Here is a 13,296-nt window from a genome sequence, read left to right as displayed (position 1 = left end):
AGCAGCTGGGAAGGATGATAACAGTGAACGGGATTACAGAGATGCTAAAGGGCGTGCTTGAAGGAATGATCTTAGAAATTATCAATCAACACGAAACCTATGGCTATGAAATTACGAATAACCTACAAAAATATGGCTTTGAAGATATTGTTGAGGGAACGGTTTATACAGTTTTATTAAGACTAGAAAAGAAAAAATTAGTGACTGTTACAAAGAAAAAATCTTCACTTGGTCCGATGCGAAAGTTCTATTCATTGAATGAAGCAGGAGAAAATGAATTGGCGTTGTTTTGGCAGCGTTGGGAATTTATTTCTGGACAGATCGATAAGCTAAAGGAGAGTCAGAACAATGAGTGATAAAAATGTATTTAGCTACTTCAAAAGAGTTTATACGGACAAAGCAGAATATAGGGAGCAGATGGCGGGACTAAAAAAATTACCTCGTGAATATCAGGTAGTCTACAAAGAAATCCAAAATTTCTTATGGGAATTTACAGCAGGGGACGGCATGGATATGCTAACGCCAATGTATGAATTGTTGGCCTTCTTTGAAGAAGGTGCCAGCAATCATGTTCCAGTATTGGAATTAGTTGGCGAAGACGTGGGGGAATTTGCAGAGAATATGCTTCATGAGATTCAAGCGAAAACGCGAATCAATGAGTTAAAACGCAAAATGAATGAACGGGTCGCTAAAGAGATCAATAAGGGAAAATAAATAAATTCAAGCATCGTTGGGAGGAACTCTGATGATGCTTTTTGTTATGAAAGAAGTCCTTGGTGTCAACGAGTCCTTACTAATGCATTCGACAATTCTTCATCCATTAAAAAAACAAATGTTCTTCGGTCTAAAGTCCTATTTAGATTTTGTACTTTCGTTGGAAGTAGCGATCAGAACTTTCCTCTAAAATTTAAAGAGTAAGCAACAAGTGTAAGAATTTTGGAATGGAAGGAATGGAGCAAAAAAATGAAAAAAATAATTATTGGTATCGGAGTGTTAGTGGCAGCGGGGGCTGGTTTTTTCCTCTATCAAAATACCCAAGCAAACGCAAAGGATGACACTGCAGTGGAACTGTACCAAGTTAGCAAGCAAACACCGCTGCATTTAAAAGGGCAGGTTCAATCAACGAAAAAACAAACGGTTCTAGTTGATTCAGAAAAAGGCCCGATTCAAACCATTCACGTAAACGAAGGCGATCATGTGACGAAAGATCAGATTTTGGTGACTTATCGTTGGGGTGAAGTGATTCGAGCAGCGAACGATTCAGTGGTAACGGCCTTAAACGAAGATGCAAAAAATGATCCGCAGCAAGCCTTGATGGTCTTAAAGAGCGAAGAATCTGCCATTAAGGGAACAGTCACCGAGTATGATCGTTCTAAGATTACCTTGAACGAACCGATTGAGATCAAATATGCGAATAACGAAAAAACGGTCAAAGGCAAATTCACTTCATTAGCAGAAATGAACAACGAACCAACGAAAGAGGACACAAACAGTTTGGTGACCTATAACTTTACGGCGGTTCCTGACGAAACGATACCTGTTGGCTATTCTGTTGAATTATTGATCCCACGCAATGAGATCCATTTACCCCTTAAGAGCGTGGTGAAAAAGGACGGTGAACAGGTGGTCTACAAAGTCGCTAAAGGAAAAGCTGAAAAACATACCATCTCTGCTGAAAAAGGCAATGGCTATTATATTTTACGTGAAGGCCTGAATGAGAACGATAAAATAGTCAAAGATGCAAAAGACGTCAAGGATGGGATGGATGTGACCGTTGAATGATCGTGATGGAAAATATCAACAAATTATACACGGCGGATCAGGAGCAGATTCATGTCTTAAAGAATATTAGTCTGACCATCGAAGAGCACGAATTTGTCGCAGTAATGGGGCCATCTGGTTCAGGAAAATCAACGCTAATCAATACGATTAGCTTTTTAGATGGTGATTTCGAAGGAAGCTATCGTTTTGAAGGAGAAGATGCGTATCGCTTCAACGATGAGAAGCTCTCAGCTTTGCGGAATAAATCGGTTGGTTTTGTTTTTCAAGCATTCCAGCTGATCGATAACAATACGGTTATGGAAAATGTGGCGTTGCCGCTGCTTTATGGCGGAATGAAGCAAAAGCAAACCAAACCGCTGGTCATGGAGGCTTTGCGAAAAGTCGGGATTGCGGATAAATACAATAAATTACCGAAGCAGCTTTCTGGAGGTCAGCAGCAGCGAGTGGCGATTGCTCGGGCTATCGTTGGCAATCCTAAATTTATCGTGGCGGATGAACCGACAGGTGCGCTAGACAGTCATACCTCTGAAGAAATCATGCAATTATTTAAACGCTTAAATGAAGAGGAAAAAGTCACGATCCTAATGGTAACCCATGATCCAGAAGCGGCAGCGTATTGTCAACGGATTATTACGGTAAAAGATGGCGAGATCTTGGAAGAAGGTGTTGCACATGCGGTTTAGTGAAGTATGGAAAACGTCTTTCAAGGCCATTGGAAAAAATAAACGGCGAAGTTTTTTGACCATGATTGGTTTGATTATTGGAGTTTCTGCGGTGATCACGGTCTTTTCGATTGGTCGCGCCTTTGAAAATTATGCGTCAGAATTTATTGGATTGGATCAATTTGATGGCAGTGTTGGTTATACCTATACGCCGAAAAATGGGGATTTCTATGAGAATGGGTTAGATGCGTTTACCGAAGAGGATATCAGTAAGATTGAGAGTATCCCTGGGGTGCAATCAGTGAGCTATTATGACAATTCTCGCAATGGCATCAAGTACGCAGACCAAACCTTTGATGATGTGGGAAATGATGGTCGTTGGAATTGTTTCAAATTATTGAAAAATGAAGGGAGCGAGGTCCTGTATGGTCGTCCTCTTCAAGCCAGTGATTATTATAATGAAAATCCCGTTGTGGTGATTGATCAGACTGCTGCAAAAGCAATCAAAAAAGAGGAGCCAGAAGCACTAATCGGTCAAAGTATCAAGATCGGCGGGCATTTATTTGAAGTTGTTGGAATCATGAAGGACCGCAATGGCGGTTCCATTGTCTCCACCTCTGAGGATTACGTTGTTGCAGAGGTGCCAGAAAATGTCTATGAGCATTATTTTAACACTGAAGATCGCAGTATGATCCAAGTGAAAATAAAGCAAACTGCCAATGTAAAAAATGTCTCGAAGGAAGCAGAAGAGACTTTGAAAAAATATGGCACATGGAAAGAACTGGGAAGCTATAAGTCAGAGGATTTGGCTGGACAAGTGGACCAACTGCGCATGCTGCTGACCAGTATTACCTTACTGATCTCGGTGATTGGCGGCATCTCGCTCTTTATTTCAGGAATCGGTGTCATGAACATGATCTATATTTCTGTCTCCGAGCGTACCAAAGAAATCGGTGTACGGCGAGCGATGGGTGGTACGAAAGGCAACATTATGATGCAATTCTTACTGGAAGGTATCTCGTTGACCTTGGTCGGCGGAACGATCGGTTATCTCATCGCGATGCTTTTAGGTTTTGCCATCAGTACGTTCACTCCGTTGTCGGTACGGCCGGATCTATTCACGGTGACGCTGGCATTTGGCTTGTCGGTAGTGATCGGGATTGTCTTTAGCTGGCTGCCGGCGAAGAGTGCAGCGAAGAAGGATATTGTGTCGTTATTGCGTTAATGGATAAAAATTGCCCGTAAACAGTAGTCTACGGGCGATTTTTTTGTCCGTTTTACAAATACATATGCATCGGATACGTCATGTAATTTGGTCCAGCAACTTTTTCTGCTGTTACAAAACCAGCAGGAGCTTTGATCACAGATGGAATCCGATTCACCATCGTCGCACAGGTGTGAGCGACAGTGTCTGGTTTATCTAACGAGAAGACCATATCTGGTTCGCCAGTGATTTCCCAATCACACATATCGCCGTCTGTTTCACGATAAACTTTTCCGATACACTCGACCTCCAGCTCAATACCTTGATGAGTCCGGATCGTGGTTACTGCCGACATTCCAATCGCGTCCCCAGCTTTGATCGTTGCTCCAAGAGTCTCGGAATAAACATCTTCATCCAAGGTGAATGGCACACTCTTTTGGGAAATACTTTGAATCGTCCAGTTCATCTTTGAACAAATCGCTTCACCAGCATTCCACATGTAAGATGGCAGGCTTTCTGCTTGAGCAATTTCTTTATCGAAACGTTCCAGATCATAGCCGGCTCCATGTGCTTCGGCTAGAGCTAATCCATAATCTTCCACATTATAGCTCACCGCACCCTTGACCTTCTTGATATCGTTCATTCCAGCCATCATCAAGCTAGGCATATTGATCCAATAAATGTCTTGCATACCGGCCCCCATGATTGTCACGCCATTGTCTTTTGCTAATCTATCCAGCTTGTTGGTTTCAGCAGGGGAGGTATTCCACGGATAGATGGCTTCTTCACAAGTCGTAATCACATTGACCTTATTCTTCAAACACATCTCATAAAATTCGTACATTTCCGGCATATAACTAAAGATCGTTACTAAGGCAATATCTGCATCACAATTGTCAAAAACTTCCTGCGCATTGTCTGAAATCTTGACGCCCGTCGTATAACCTAACTCGGCAAATTCACCAATATCTTTTCCTACAACCTCTGGGTTTGTATCAATTGCCCCAACAATTTCAGCCCCATGCTTGTACAGATAATTAATGATTACCTTTGCCATCTTGCCGCACCCGTACTGAACTACCTTGATCTTTTGTAAACCCATTGAAATGCCTCCTTATTCATTTTTAAGAATTAATTTTTCAAAGAAAAATTAATTCTATTTTCATGTCGTATACCATTCCACTAGTTTCTTGGGCGCCAAATCCAACGTTTTTGTACATTTTTTTATTTTTCACGATAAAAACTGCGAAAAGTGGAACTGGCATCCTTCATCTATATTGTGTTGTATTTCACAATAATAGTATAATCTCTATAGTAACTATAGAGTCAAGGGAGAGTTTAGAAAATGTTTTCAAAAATGAAGATCGGCCATTTTGCACAATACAACAATATTTCTGTTCAAACCCTGCGCTACTATGAGCAAATTGATTTGCTGCATCCAGCCTATATTGATGCAGAAAGTAATTATCGCTATTATCATATCAATCAGTCGGCGGCCGTTGATAATATCCAATTTTTGAAGCAGTTCAATTTTTCATTGGAGGAGATCAAGCATATCATGAATGATACGGCCGGGTTGGCGGAACTGAGTCAGACGGTTGAAAAGAAGAAAGCAGAGCTGCTGGAACTGCGTGCTGCCCTTGATCAGCAATTAGAAGACATCGATTCCTTTCAGGCAGGCGCGCTGATTTTTCAAGAAAAGCAAGGGCAAACAGAAATAGAGGTAGAACATTTTCCGCCGCGACCGATTTTGACGTACACGATCGATAAAAACATTTATGAAATGACAGAGGTGGAGTATGAGTTCTATCTAAGAGAGTTTAAAAATCATATAGGTCAATTAAACATGCCGATTGGCCGCTTTAATCGAGTAGGAACGATCATGCCGCGACCAGATTTTTTAGCAGAAAATTTTGTATCCAAGGAGCTGTTCATTTTTACACCTAGTCATTTTAAACAGCTGAAAACACTAAGAGGCGGGCTATATGCTACTTTTTATTGTCATTCCTTTAAGGAAGAACTGCCTGCATTGAGTAAATTCAGAGCGGCGCTTCAGCAGCAAAATTATCAAATCGTCGGTGATTATGTGTGTGAAGTCGTCTATGAAAAAAATAAGACGGATTCCATGAATCGAACCATGTTTATCCGGATGCAGATTCCAGTAAAAAAGCGATCAGAGAATTTCTGGCAGATTTCTAGCAGTAAGTAGAATGAGAAGCTTTTTTTCGTTATTTATTAAGGACTTCGTAGCAAGTCAGTTCTGTATTTCCGCTTAAAAAAACGTAATGTATTCATTTTTATTAGAAAAAATCATTATTTAAAATACCAAAATTTTTCGAAAGAAATAGCATTTTTTAAGGTTTAGGTATATTTTTGATATATAACGTTTAACCGGTGAAATGTAAGCGTATTTTTTGGTACTGGATAAATTACGTACAAATATTAGGGAGTGGAAGATCATGCAAACACAACGATTAGGAAGTAGACAGCTGTTCAATATGCTTAGAAACAACCTTGAAAAGAGAATCATCAAGTTTTATAACGAGACGCGTGACGCCTCTGCGGTAGTGGAATATGCAGTGGCCGTTCTTGTGCGTCATTGCATCAGTTCCGATGATTTTTCTTTTATCTGTCGAGAGTTAATCAGAGAATTATTTCTAACCGCAACGCCTAATCATACGTTGCGACGTTTTAGTGTGTTTTTTGAGAACTACTTTACTCCCAATGAGTGGAAAACAGTTATCGCGCGCTTATATCGTCATAAGAAGGAGTATCGCTCAGTTACCGAGGAAGCTCGTTTATATAAAGAATATTTGAAGGAAAAAGACACGACCAGAACCGACGAATTGGCCAATCATCAATTTGTTATCCGCTCTGTTTTCAAAGGAGCCAATGGACGAAAACATACCTGGACATTAAAAAATGGACATCCGACAAAGACGCGGGAAGAGCTTGCGGGGGCGGTGAAAATTCTAACGCTGTTGTCGATTTTTGAGACAAGCGGTGTACGAAAATTCACAGAGTTTGTCGATATTTACCGTGACGCCTGGATAGCTGATTTTCCTTGTGAAGAAGACCAGAAAGAGCCTGTTGAGAAAAATAAAACTGAAAAGAAGGCTTCACATAAAGAAGATAAAAAACAAAAGAAAGTGACTCCAATTGAAAATTACAAGGAGCCTAAAAAGATACCAGTGAAAGAATTAAGTGACGGGCAATTAGCCAAAGTAAGTCTTTCGGGTAAAGAAGCACTGAAGAAAGAGGAGCCAAAGCAGCCCGTGCTTGAGACCTTGGCGAAGAAGGCAAAGACGCTGGAGCAATCACAACCTGCTAATAAGTCCAATCGGTCAGGTGTGGGAAACGTAATGAGTGATAAGATTGATATTGGTAAAATCGAAGAACAAATCAAAGCGGAACAATCGAATATGGGGTTTAGAAAAAGAGTTGCACAGTTTTTAGGTAGGGGAAGTTAACCACAAAGGCGCCGAGTGAAACTATAATTTTGCCTGCAATCCAATGATTGGTTGTAAAAGGATAAAGCGTTTTATATACTTTTACTAAGGGCAAAAATCGAGAATGTGGGGAGGGAGTATTTTGAATTTTCATCAGTGATCAGGTATAACACTTTGCCTTAGAGTCTCTAAGAATGTGAATGTAAAAATCTCCTCCCTAACGAACCTTCGTTTACCATTAGTGTAATCCATTCACTAAAAGAAGTCGTTTGGGAACATATGGGGGTATGTTTCCTTTTGTCAGTTTTGCTTTTTGCAGTTTAGTTAGTTTAAGGACTACGCCTAAATTTATAACAGATTTATGGTCGAACTGTTTAGCAAAATGATACGCGAAGCGAAAAGCGAAATCATTTTTCTGCCTTTTAGAAAAATGAATCCATTAAATAGAGCTAGCTGTCAGTTTTGCTTTTTGCAGTTTAGTTAGTTTAAGGACTACGTCTAAATTTATAGCGGATTTATGGTCGAACTATTTAGCAAAATAACTTTATCAGACAAAAGGATGGAGATTCCTGGGCTTCGGCAGGAATGTCGGAGCAACAAAACGACAAATGAATGGAGAAAAAGATGAAAAAAACAATGATTGGGCTATTGGCGTTAGTTTCTTTAGGTTTAACAGGTTGCGGCGGCGGTGACGAGAAAGCGGACACTTCTAAATCAGCCGAAAAAGAAACAACGGCTTTTACTGGTGAGTATATTGTGGATGCAGAGTACGTTAAAAAAAATCTGGATGACCTCATTTTAATTGACGCGCGGGGTGAAGAAGAGGCCAATAAAGGTACGATCAAAGGATCGACTGTAATTGGTTGGCAAAATTTAGCTTCAGTCGAAGAAGGGGCCTCCGGCGATGAGAAATGGGGCTTGGTGCTTGAACCCGCAGAATTAGGCAAGCGATTAGGTGAAAAAGGGATCGCGAAGGACAAGGAAGTGGTCCTGTTTGCTGGTGCGCAAAAAGGCTGGGGCGATGATGGACGGATCGCTTGGGAATTATTAGCGGCCGGCTATCAGGATGTCAAGATGGTCGACGGTGGCTTTACGGATTTGAAAAAATCGGGGCTTAAAACAGCGTATGAGAGTACGGAGCTAGATCCAGTTGATGTGACGATTGATTCGATTGATCAAAAGCATATGATTAGGACGGATGAATTGAAAAAGGATTATGCTGACTACAAAGTTGTCGACGTTCGTGAGGACAAAGAATACAAAGGCGAGGTCTTGTACGGCGAGGCCAAAGGTGGTCATTTGCCTGACGCGATTCATCTGCGCTTCACGGAGCTGTTCCAGAAAAACGGCAAGCTAAAGAGTAAAGAAGAGTTAACGAAGTTGTTTGAAGATGCTGGTTTATCTAAAAAGGATCAGATCGTCACTTATTGTACGGCTGGAATTCGTTCAGCTTACATGGAGCTAGTGATGGAGATGTGCGGCTTCAAACAAGTAAAAAATTATGATGGCTCATATTATCGATGGGCAAAAGTTGAGGAAGTAGAAAAATAATGTCTAAAATGAACAAGCGAACTTTCGCTCGAATCCTATTGATTCTTGTGATAGTGCTGGCGGTCGTCGGCTTTTACTTTATTCCGAGGATTCGTTCGAAGGTTACACAAGTGTTGATGCTCTTTCGTTCCATGAGTGTAGAGAGTATCGTGGGCTATTTACGGTCTTTTGGAGTTTGGGCAGTCGTGATCTCATTTCTGCTGATGATGTTCCAATCAATCATCGCGCCATTGCCGGCCTTTTTGATTACGTTTGCGAATGCTGCGGTTTTTGGCTGGTGGCAAGGAGCTTTGCTTTCATGGACGAGTGCGATGGCGGGAGCATTGGTTTGTTTTTATATCGCACGAATTGCAGGACGAGATATTGTTGAACGGTTGAACAAGAACTTTTCGCTGGAGAAGTTAGACGCGTATTTTGATCGTTATGGGAAACACACGATTTTGATCTGTCGTCTGCTGCCATTTATCTCTTTTGACTTTATCAGCTATGCGGCGGGATTAACGGCGATTAAGCCGATTCCCTTCCTAATCGCAACAGGGATCGGGCAGCTTCCGGCAACGGTGGTTTACTCATATGTCGGCAGCAATTTGACCGGCAGCACGAAGACTATTCTGTTTGGTCTGTTAAGCATGTTTGCATTATTTATCGCGATCTATGTCTTTAAGCAGATGTATCAAAGCAGACAGGCGAGAACGAATAAATAAAAAAACGTCAGCTAAAACATTTAGCTGACGTTTTTTCTATGCTTCGACTTCTTTGTTTTGTTCGATGTAATGTTCATAAAGTCGGTCTAAAAATTGAATCTCTGTCACATTCTGGTAAGGCATCACGTAAAAATTCGTAAGCTGGAAGATTGCTGTGAGATTCCAGAAGAAAAAGGAAAAGCGCAGGATCAAAAATTCCAGCTTATAGCCATGCATGATTTGACGGCTTAATAAAATCGCATCCGCAGCACTTAAGTTGTCCTCTTTTTCCAATAAATAGTTCGTCATAGCATAGGATGCACTCTTTACAATACCTGGGATGACGAACAGCATCGACCAAAGGAAGGTATAGATGGCGATTAAAATATTTGCCTTCAATACACGATTTTTTTGCGCCTTGATAAAGTACGCGAAGATTTGTAATCCATCTGCTCGGTTGCCTCTTAAGGTGTGGATCGCGCACCATTGCAAGACAGCGGTCGATAAAGCGGCGATCAAAAAGATCAGAATAAAGGCCGCCACCATGATTAGAAACCAAGCAACTAGCGAAAGCCGCGATGTATACGGTTGGATGTAGTTATAATTATAGCCGTAACCATAGCTGTCGTAGTAGTCATAGGGGCTAAGTATTCTTAGCACGCCGTTGGTAAAAAAACGAAAGTAGGCAATTTGAAAAATAAAGCCGGCGATAAAATTCGCACCGACCAGCAAAATGATTGTTTTACACCATTCACCATATCTGCCGGACAGTTTTTCCTGTGCCTGTTTTTTGATTTCAGCACGAGTAATGTGTAAGCCATCTGCTTTTTCCAGCTCAAGCTTTAGCGGCTCTTCGATTTTTGGTTGATAAAAGGGCACGTTGTTTTCGGGATCTTTTTGAGGACCAACTGCTGGTCTTGTTTGTTCTAAGTTATATCCGCAGGCTGGACAAAAATTTGCTTCTGAGCGTACCTCAGTACCGCAATTAGGACAGTATTTCATTTTTTCACTCTTTTCCTTTTCATTCGATGTCAGCTAACAATTATCATTGATAAGGAGGCTCTCGTCAACATAACCTTTAAAAATAGCGTTTTTGATTAGCTCAAGGTGTTTTGCATGTAATCAATTTTTTTGATAAGGACACGAAATTAAATAATTTAAAGCAGAATACTATAAGAAATAAGAAGTAACTGTGGGTCTTACAGGATGATATGTTAGGGACATAAAGAGATGTTGTCGGATAATTAAAGCCATACTCGGTATCAATTTAGCGCTATGCAAATCGTGGTGAAAGGCGTTTAAATCTTGTGGGTTCATTTTTGTCATATCTGATTTTTATCGTATCACCAACTTGATAACCTAAAGGAACAGTTATACTTTTCTTTGAAACATACTTGAATCCATCAACAACGTAAGAAACAATGGCAAATTTTACATTTCCCAGTACTACTTTTCAGGTACAACGGTAACGATCTCTTCGATTGTCGCGAGTGTTTCAATAGTTTCTGATTTTTTCATTTCATTTCCTCCGTTATAAGTTAGATTACTGCTAATTATACTATAGCTATTTAGGGTAACGGTTTTTGAATGACTTTTGTACAATTACAAAAATATCCAACAGGAAAACAAAGCTCAGCGCATTTCGATCTTTTTTGTCTTCAAATAAAATAGATAGTTACCAAAAAACGAAATTACTTTTTTCGAGATACAGCATAAACAGTTGAATTCCAGTTTTAGATTATTGAATCTATCATTGACATTAGAAAGCGGTTAACAGAAAATTGAAGCAACAAAGGATTTGTTTTTGGTTGTTGGTAAAAGTCGAATAGTTTATAGAGGGTGCCTAAGTGAAAAAGTTTCGTTTAAAAAGGTGGATGATTGTCGTGGTAATTTTGGCTATGGCAGTCATTCTAGTTACAGTAGTAAATCGATGGAAGAAAAACGATGCAGATACTGCGATGAATGATCCACTGTCTGTTGTTGGGGATATCGTTATGATACCTGGACGATGGTTCGGGAGTATTGATTCCTTGTCTAGACTGGTAAATACGTATGAAGAAAATAAAAATCTAAAAGGCGAGATCGAGCAACACGATGATTTGAAACAGAACGTGAAAAATCAAGCACAAGAAATCGAACGTCTAAAGGTTGAAGAGGAGTTAAGCAAAACATTGACTGATTATGAGAAGGTCTCGGCAACGGTCATCACACGTTCTCCAGACACCTGGCAGGATGAGCTTATCGTTGATAGAGGAAGTGATGACGGCGTGACGGAAAACATGGCGGTTATGTCTCAAAAAGGGGTGATTGGTCGGGTGACGGAGGTTAGAGAACAGTCATCCAAAATTGAATTATTGACCTCTGATAATCAAAACAGTAACCATTTTCCAATAAAAATAGGTACAAATAATGGGGAGTCTTTTGGGATCTTAAATAAATATGAAGAAAAAAAACAGCAATTGATCGCCTCGCAGGTTACTAAAGAAAAAGAGATTAAAGAAGGGGACGTTGTTCGAACTTCCGGTTTGGGTGGAAATTCGCCAGCGGATCTTGTTATCGGCACTGTGGTTAAGGTTAAACCTAGCAGCAATGGCATCGATTTTGAAGTCTACGTTAAACCTTATGCACAAATGTATGATATTTCCTTCGTGACGATTATCAAAGGAATGGCCGAGTAACGGACGGTTCTAGACGAAAAGGGTAAATCTGCGTTTTAGTAATTTTTAAAAAGAATTCATAGTCAGAATTTGAAATAGAAGACAAAAAACACCCGCATCCTCAATCAGGATGCGGGTGTTGTTGTCTGTAAGAAGTCTTACATTAATTTGTTGTAGAATTGTTATTCTTTATGTAGCTAAAAGTCTGTGGAAATAGCATTACCTATATATGAAAAATCATATACTATTCAAATGTAACTAAGTCAAAAAACTCAATCGTGGGGCATATAGGAAAGTGAATCATTTTTGATATGTGTGCCTACAGTTGTTTTGGAAGAAAATAGAATGTAAAAATAAAAGGACCAAAATTATTTTTTTCTAAATAATGAAAAGTATCTTCTTACAAAGTATTCACAAAATAAAATAGTTGGATAACTTCCAGCTTCGATATAATTTCTTTTTGTAACGGAGATAATGTGGTCAAATGAAGTAGAAATTAGATTTTCTGTATGTTGTGTAATGAAACAGGTCTCGCAATCCATATTTATGATGGCATTCATCAATTTCGTATTTTCTGAAAGAAAATTTCCGAATGAGGATAATACGATTACAAAAGATTGACTATCAATATAATTAGTCAATCTTTCGAAATCGGCAATTGTCTCACCAGTATATATAACAGATCCTGAGATAAAAAAACCGCGTTGTATCTCTTGCAACAGATTAAGTGAACTAGGTGAGCCGAATAAAAAAAGCTTCTTTTGCTTATTTATTAAGGTGAGTATTTTATCTACCTTTTCAATATCGATATTTTCTGATACATCCTCGATAGAATTGATAATAGCCTGTGAGTATTTTTTTAAAAATTCTTTTGGATTGTCAGTAATCAAATCTACTGATTTACTATTCATCCTGAAATTGAATTCAGGTTTATATTGAGATGGCAAAGTTAGTTCTTTTTTTAAAGATTGAAAATTCTCATATTGAAAAAAACGAGCAAATCTAGAAACGGTTGCATTAGATACAAAACATTCGTTCGCTAACTCAGTAATAGAAAGTTTTGGAACGTTATTAATATGTTTAATTAGATAGATAATGATACGGGCATAAGAGCTGTCTAACTCGTGTGTGTTCAAATAATCTAGCATTTTGATATAGCTTTCCATTTTTTCACCTCGACGTACTGTATGAGTATGTTAGTCTACAAAGTATATCAAATTTTCATACTCATGAAAATAGTCATACAGATTGTAAATTTCTTTATTAAGTTGGAAACAAAAGAAGTTAGGGTATTGTTAATATAGTTTT

The 13,296-nt window shown here is 39.4% G+C and carries 15 protein-coding genes; 11 read left to right on the top strand and 4 right to left on the bottom strand.

The annotated features are described in order from the left end of the window. Window positions 1-23 precede the first annotated feature (23 nt). The 6 genes from OMU_RS19735 to OMU_RS19715 are packed head-to-tail and all read left to right on the top strand — an operon-like array spanning window position 24 to window position 3,669. Window positions 24-356, top strand: coding sequence for a PadR family transcriptional regulator (locus tag OMU_RS19735; RefSeq protein WP_016181625.1), 333 nt, complete (start codon window positions 24-26; stop codon window positions 354-356). Then, window positions 349-714 (top strand): DUF1048 domain-containing protein, encoded by a 366-nt coding sequence (locus tag OMU_RS19730; protein WP_016181624.1) that lies wholly within the window; start codon window positions 349-351, stop codon window positions 712-714. Before OMU_RS19735 ends, OMU_RS19730 begins: the two co-directional genes overlap by 8 nt. A gap of 31 nt (window positions 715-745) precedes the next feature. Continuing rightward, window positions 746-904, top strand: coding sequence for a hypothetical protein (locus OMU_RS23495; protein ID WP_016181623.1), 159 nt, complete (start codon window positions 746-748; stop codon window positions 902-904). 59 nt (window positions 905-963) lie between these two features. Further along, window positions 964-1,782, top strand: a complete 819-nt coding sequence (locus OMU_RS19725; RefSeq protein WP_016181622.1) for an efflux RND transporter periplasmic adaptor subunit — start codon at window positions 964-966, stop codon at window positions 1,780-1,782. Next, complete coding sequence (locus OMU_RS19720) at window positions 1,779-2,465, top strand: ABC transporter ATP-binding protein (RefSeq protein ID WP_016181621.1); 687 nt, start codon at window positions 1,779-1,781, stop codon at window positions 2,463-2,465. The genes OMU_RS19725 and OMU_RS19720 overlap by 4 nt, the downstream gene beginning before the upstream one ends. Next, window positions 2,455-3,669 (top strand): ABC transporter permease, encoded by a 1,215-nt coding sequence (locus tag OMU_RS19715; RefSeq protein WP_016181620.1) that lies wholly within the window; start codon window positions 2,455-2,457, stop codon window positions 3,667-3,669. Before OMU_RS19720 ends, OMU_RS19715 begins: the two co-directional genes overlap by 11 nt. A gap of 52 nt (window positions 3,670-3,721) precedes the next feature. On the opposite strand, the gene OMU_RS19710 is transcribed toward OMU_RS19715, so the two are convergent. Next, window positions 3,722-4,750, bottom strand: a complete 1,029-nt coding sequence (locus OMU_RS19710; protein WP_016181619.1) for an NAD(P)H-dependent amine dehydrogenase family protein — start codon at window positions 4,748-4,750, stop codon at window positions 3,722-3,724. A 243-nt stretch (window positions 4,751-4,993) separates the two neighbouring features. Here OMU_RS19710 and OMU_RS19705 point away from each other — a divergent pair, with 243 nt between their 5' ends. The 4 genes from OMU_RS19705 to OMU_RS19690 all read left to right on the top strand — a co-directional run bounded on the left by OMU_RS19705 (window position 4,994) and on the right by OMU_RS19690 (window position 9,352). Beyond that, entirely contained in the window at window positions 4,994-5,857 is an 864-nt protein-coding gene (locus OMU_RS19705; protein ID WP_016181618.1) for a MerR family transcriptional regulator, read from the top strand. A 250-nt stretch (window positions 5,858-6,107) separates the two neighbouring features. Next, window positions 6,108-7,118, top strand: coding sequence for a hypothetical protein (locus tag OMU_RS19700; protein ID WP_016181617.1), 1,011 nt, complete (start codon window positions 6,108-6,110; stop codon window positions 7,116-7,118). Window positions 7,119-7,721: 603 nt separating this feature from the next. Further along, window positions 7,722-8,648, top strand: a complete 927-nt coding sequence (locus tag OMU_RS19695; protein ID WP_016181616.1) for a sulfurtransferase — start codon at window positions 7,722-7,724, stop codon at window positions 8,646-8,648. After that, window positions 8,648-9,352, top strand: a complete 705-nt coding sequence (locus tag OMU_RS19690) for a TVP38/TMEM64 family protein (protein ID WP_016181615.1) — start codon at window positions 8,648-8,650, stop codon at window positions 9,350-9,352. Before OMU_RS19695 ends, OMU_RS19690 begins: the two co-directional genes overlap by 1 nt. Before the next feature lie 36 nt (window positions 9,353-9,388). On the opposite strand, the gene OMU_RS19685 is transcribed toward OMU_RS19690, so the two are convergent. Together OMU_RS19685 and OMU_RS24120 are read right to left on the bottom strand one after the other, a co-directional pair. Then, window positions 9,389-10,333: a DUF975 family protein gene (locus tag OMU_RS19685; protein ID WP_016181614.1), complete on the bottom strand. Its 945-nt coding sequence runs from the start codon at window positions 10,331-10,333 to the stop codon at window positions 9,389-9,391. Window positions 10,334-10,604: 271 nt separating this feature from the next. Then, on the bottom strand, window positions 10,605-10,754 hold the full coding sequence (locus OMU_RS24120; RefSeq protein ID WP_420798089.1) for a DUF3592 domain-containing protein: 150 nt from the start codon (window positions 10,752-10,754) through the stop codon (window positions 10,605-10,607). Window positions 10,755-11,178: 424 nt separating this feature from the next. Here OMU_RS24120 and mreC point away from each other — a divergent pair, with 424 nt between their 5' ends. Beyond that, a complete protein-coding gene (gene mreC / locus OMU_RS19680; RefSeq protein WP_016181613.1) occupies window positions 11,179-12,009 on the top strand; it encodes a rod shape-determining protein MreC in 831 nt (276 codons plus the stop codon). Between the two features lie 347 nt (window positions 12,010-12,356). Here the strand turns inward: mreC and OMU_RS19675 are convergent, their stop codons facing one another. Next, a complete protein-coding gene (locus OMU_RS19675; protein ID WP_016181612.1) occupies window positions 12,357-13,154 on the bottom strand; it encodes a MurR/RpiR family transcriptional regulator in 798 nt (265 codons plus the stop codon). Window positions 13,155-13,296: the final 142 nt, after the last annotated feature.

The sequence above is a fragment of the Enterococcus avium ATCC 14025 genome, from assembly GCF_000406965.1.
Lineage (GTDB): Bacteria > Bacillota > Bacilli > Lactobacillales > Enterococcaceae > Enterococcus_A > Enterococcus_A avium.
Note: the sequence above shows the minus strand (reverse complement) of the source record. Positions and strands in the feature narration are given on the sequence as shown.

What these genes read in the sequence shown, in the direction of transcription:
- OMU_RS19685 (WP_016181614.1), bottom strand. Translation starts at nt 10,333, where the DNA reads ATGAAATACTGTCCTAATTGCGGTACTGAGGTACGCTCAGAAGCAAAT.
- OMU_RS19725 (WP_016181622.1), top strand. Translation starts at nt 964, where the DNA reads ATGAAAAAAATAATTATTGGTATCGGAGTGTTAGTGGCAGCGGGGGCT.
- OMU_RS19675 (WP_016181612.1), bottom strand. Translation starts at nt 13,154, where the DNA reads ATGGAAAGCTATATCAAAATGCTAGATTATTTGAACACACACGAGTTA.
- OMU_RS19720 (WP_016181621.1), top strand. Translation starts at nt 1,779, where the DNA reads ATGATCGTGATGGAAAATATCAACAAATTATACACGGCGGATCAGGAG.
- OMU_RS19695 (WP_016181616.1), top strand. Translation starts at nt 7,722, where the DNA reads ATGAAAAAAACAATGATTGGGCTATTGGCGTTAGTTTCTTTAGGTTTA.
- OMU_RS19705 (WP_016181618.1), top strand. Translation starts at nt 4,994, where the DNA reads ATGTTTTCAAAAATGAAGATCGGCCATTTTGCACAATACAACAATATT.
- OMU_RS19690 (WP_016181615.1), top strand. Translation starts at nt 8,648, where the DNA reads ATGTCTAAAATGAACAAGCGAACTTTCGCTCGAATCCTATTGATTCTT.
- OMU_RS19710 (WP_016181619.1), bottom strand. Translation starts at nt 4,750, where the DNA reads ATGGGTTTACAAAAGATCAAGGTAGTTCAGTACGGGTGCGGCAAGATG.
- OMU_RS19730 (WP_016181624.1), top strand. Translation starts at nt 349, where the DNA reads ATGAGTGATAAAAATGTATTTAGCTACTTCAAAAGAGTTTATACGGAC.
- OMU_RS23495 (WP_016181623.1), top strand. Translation starts at nt 746, where the DNA reads ATGATGCTTTTTGTTATGAAAGAAGTCCTTGGTGTCAACGAGTCCTTA.
- OMU_RS19700 (WP_016181617.1), top strand. Translation starts at nt 6,108, where the DNA reads ATGCAAACACAACGATTAGGAAGTAGACAGCTGTTCAATATGCTTAGA.
- OMU_RS19715 (WP_016181620.1), top strand. Translation starts at nt 2,455, where the DNA reads ATGCGGTTTAGTGAAGTATGGAAAACGTCTTTCAAGGCCATTGGAAAA.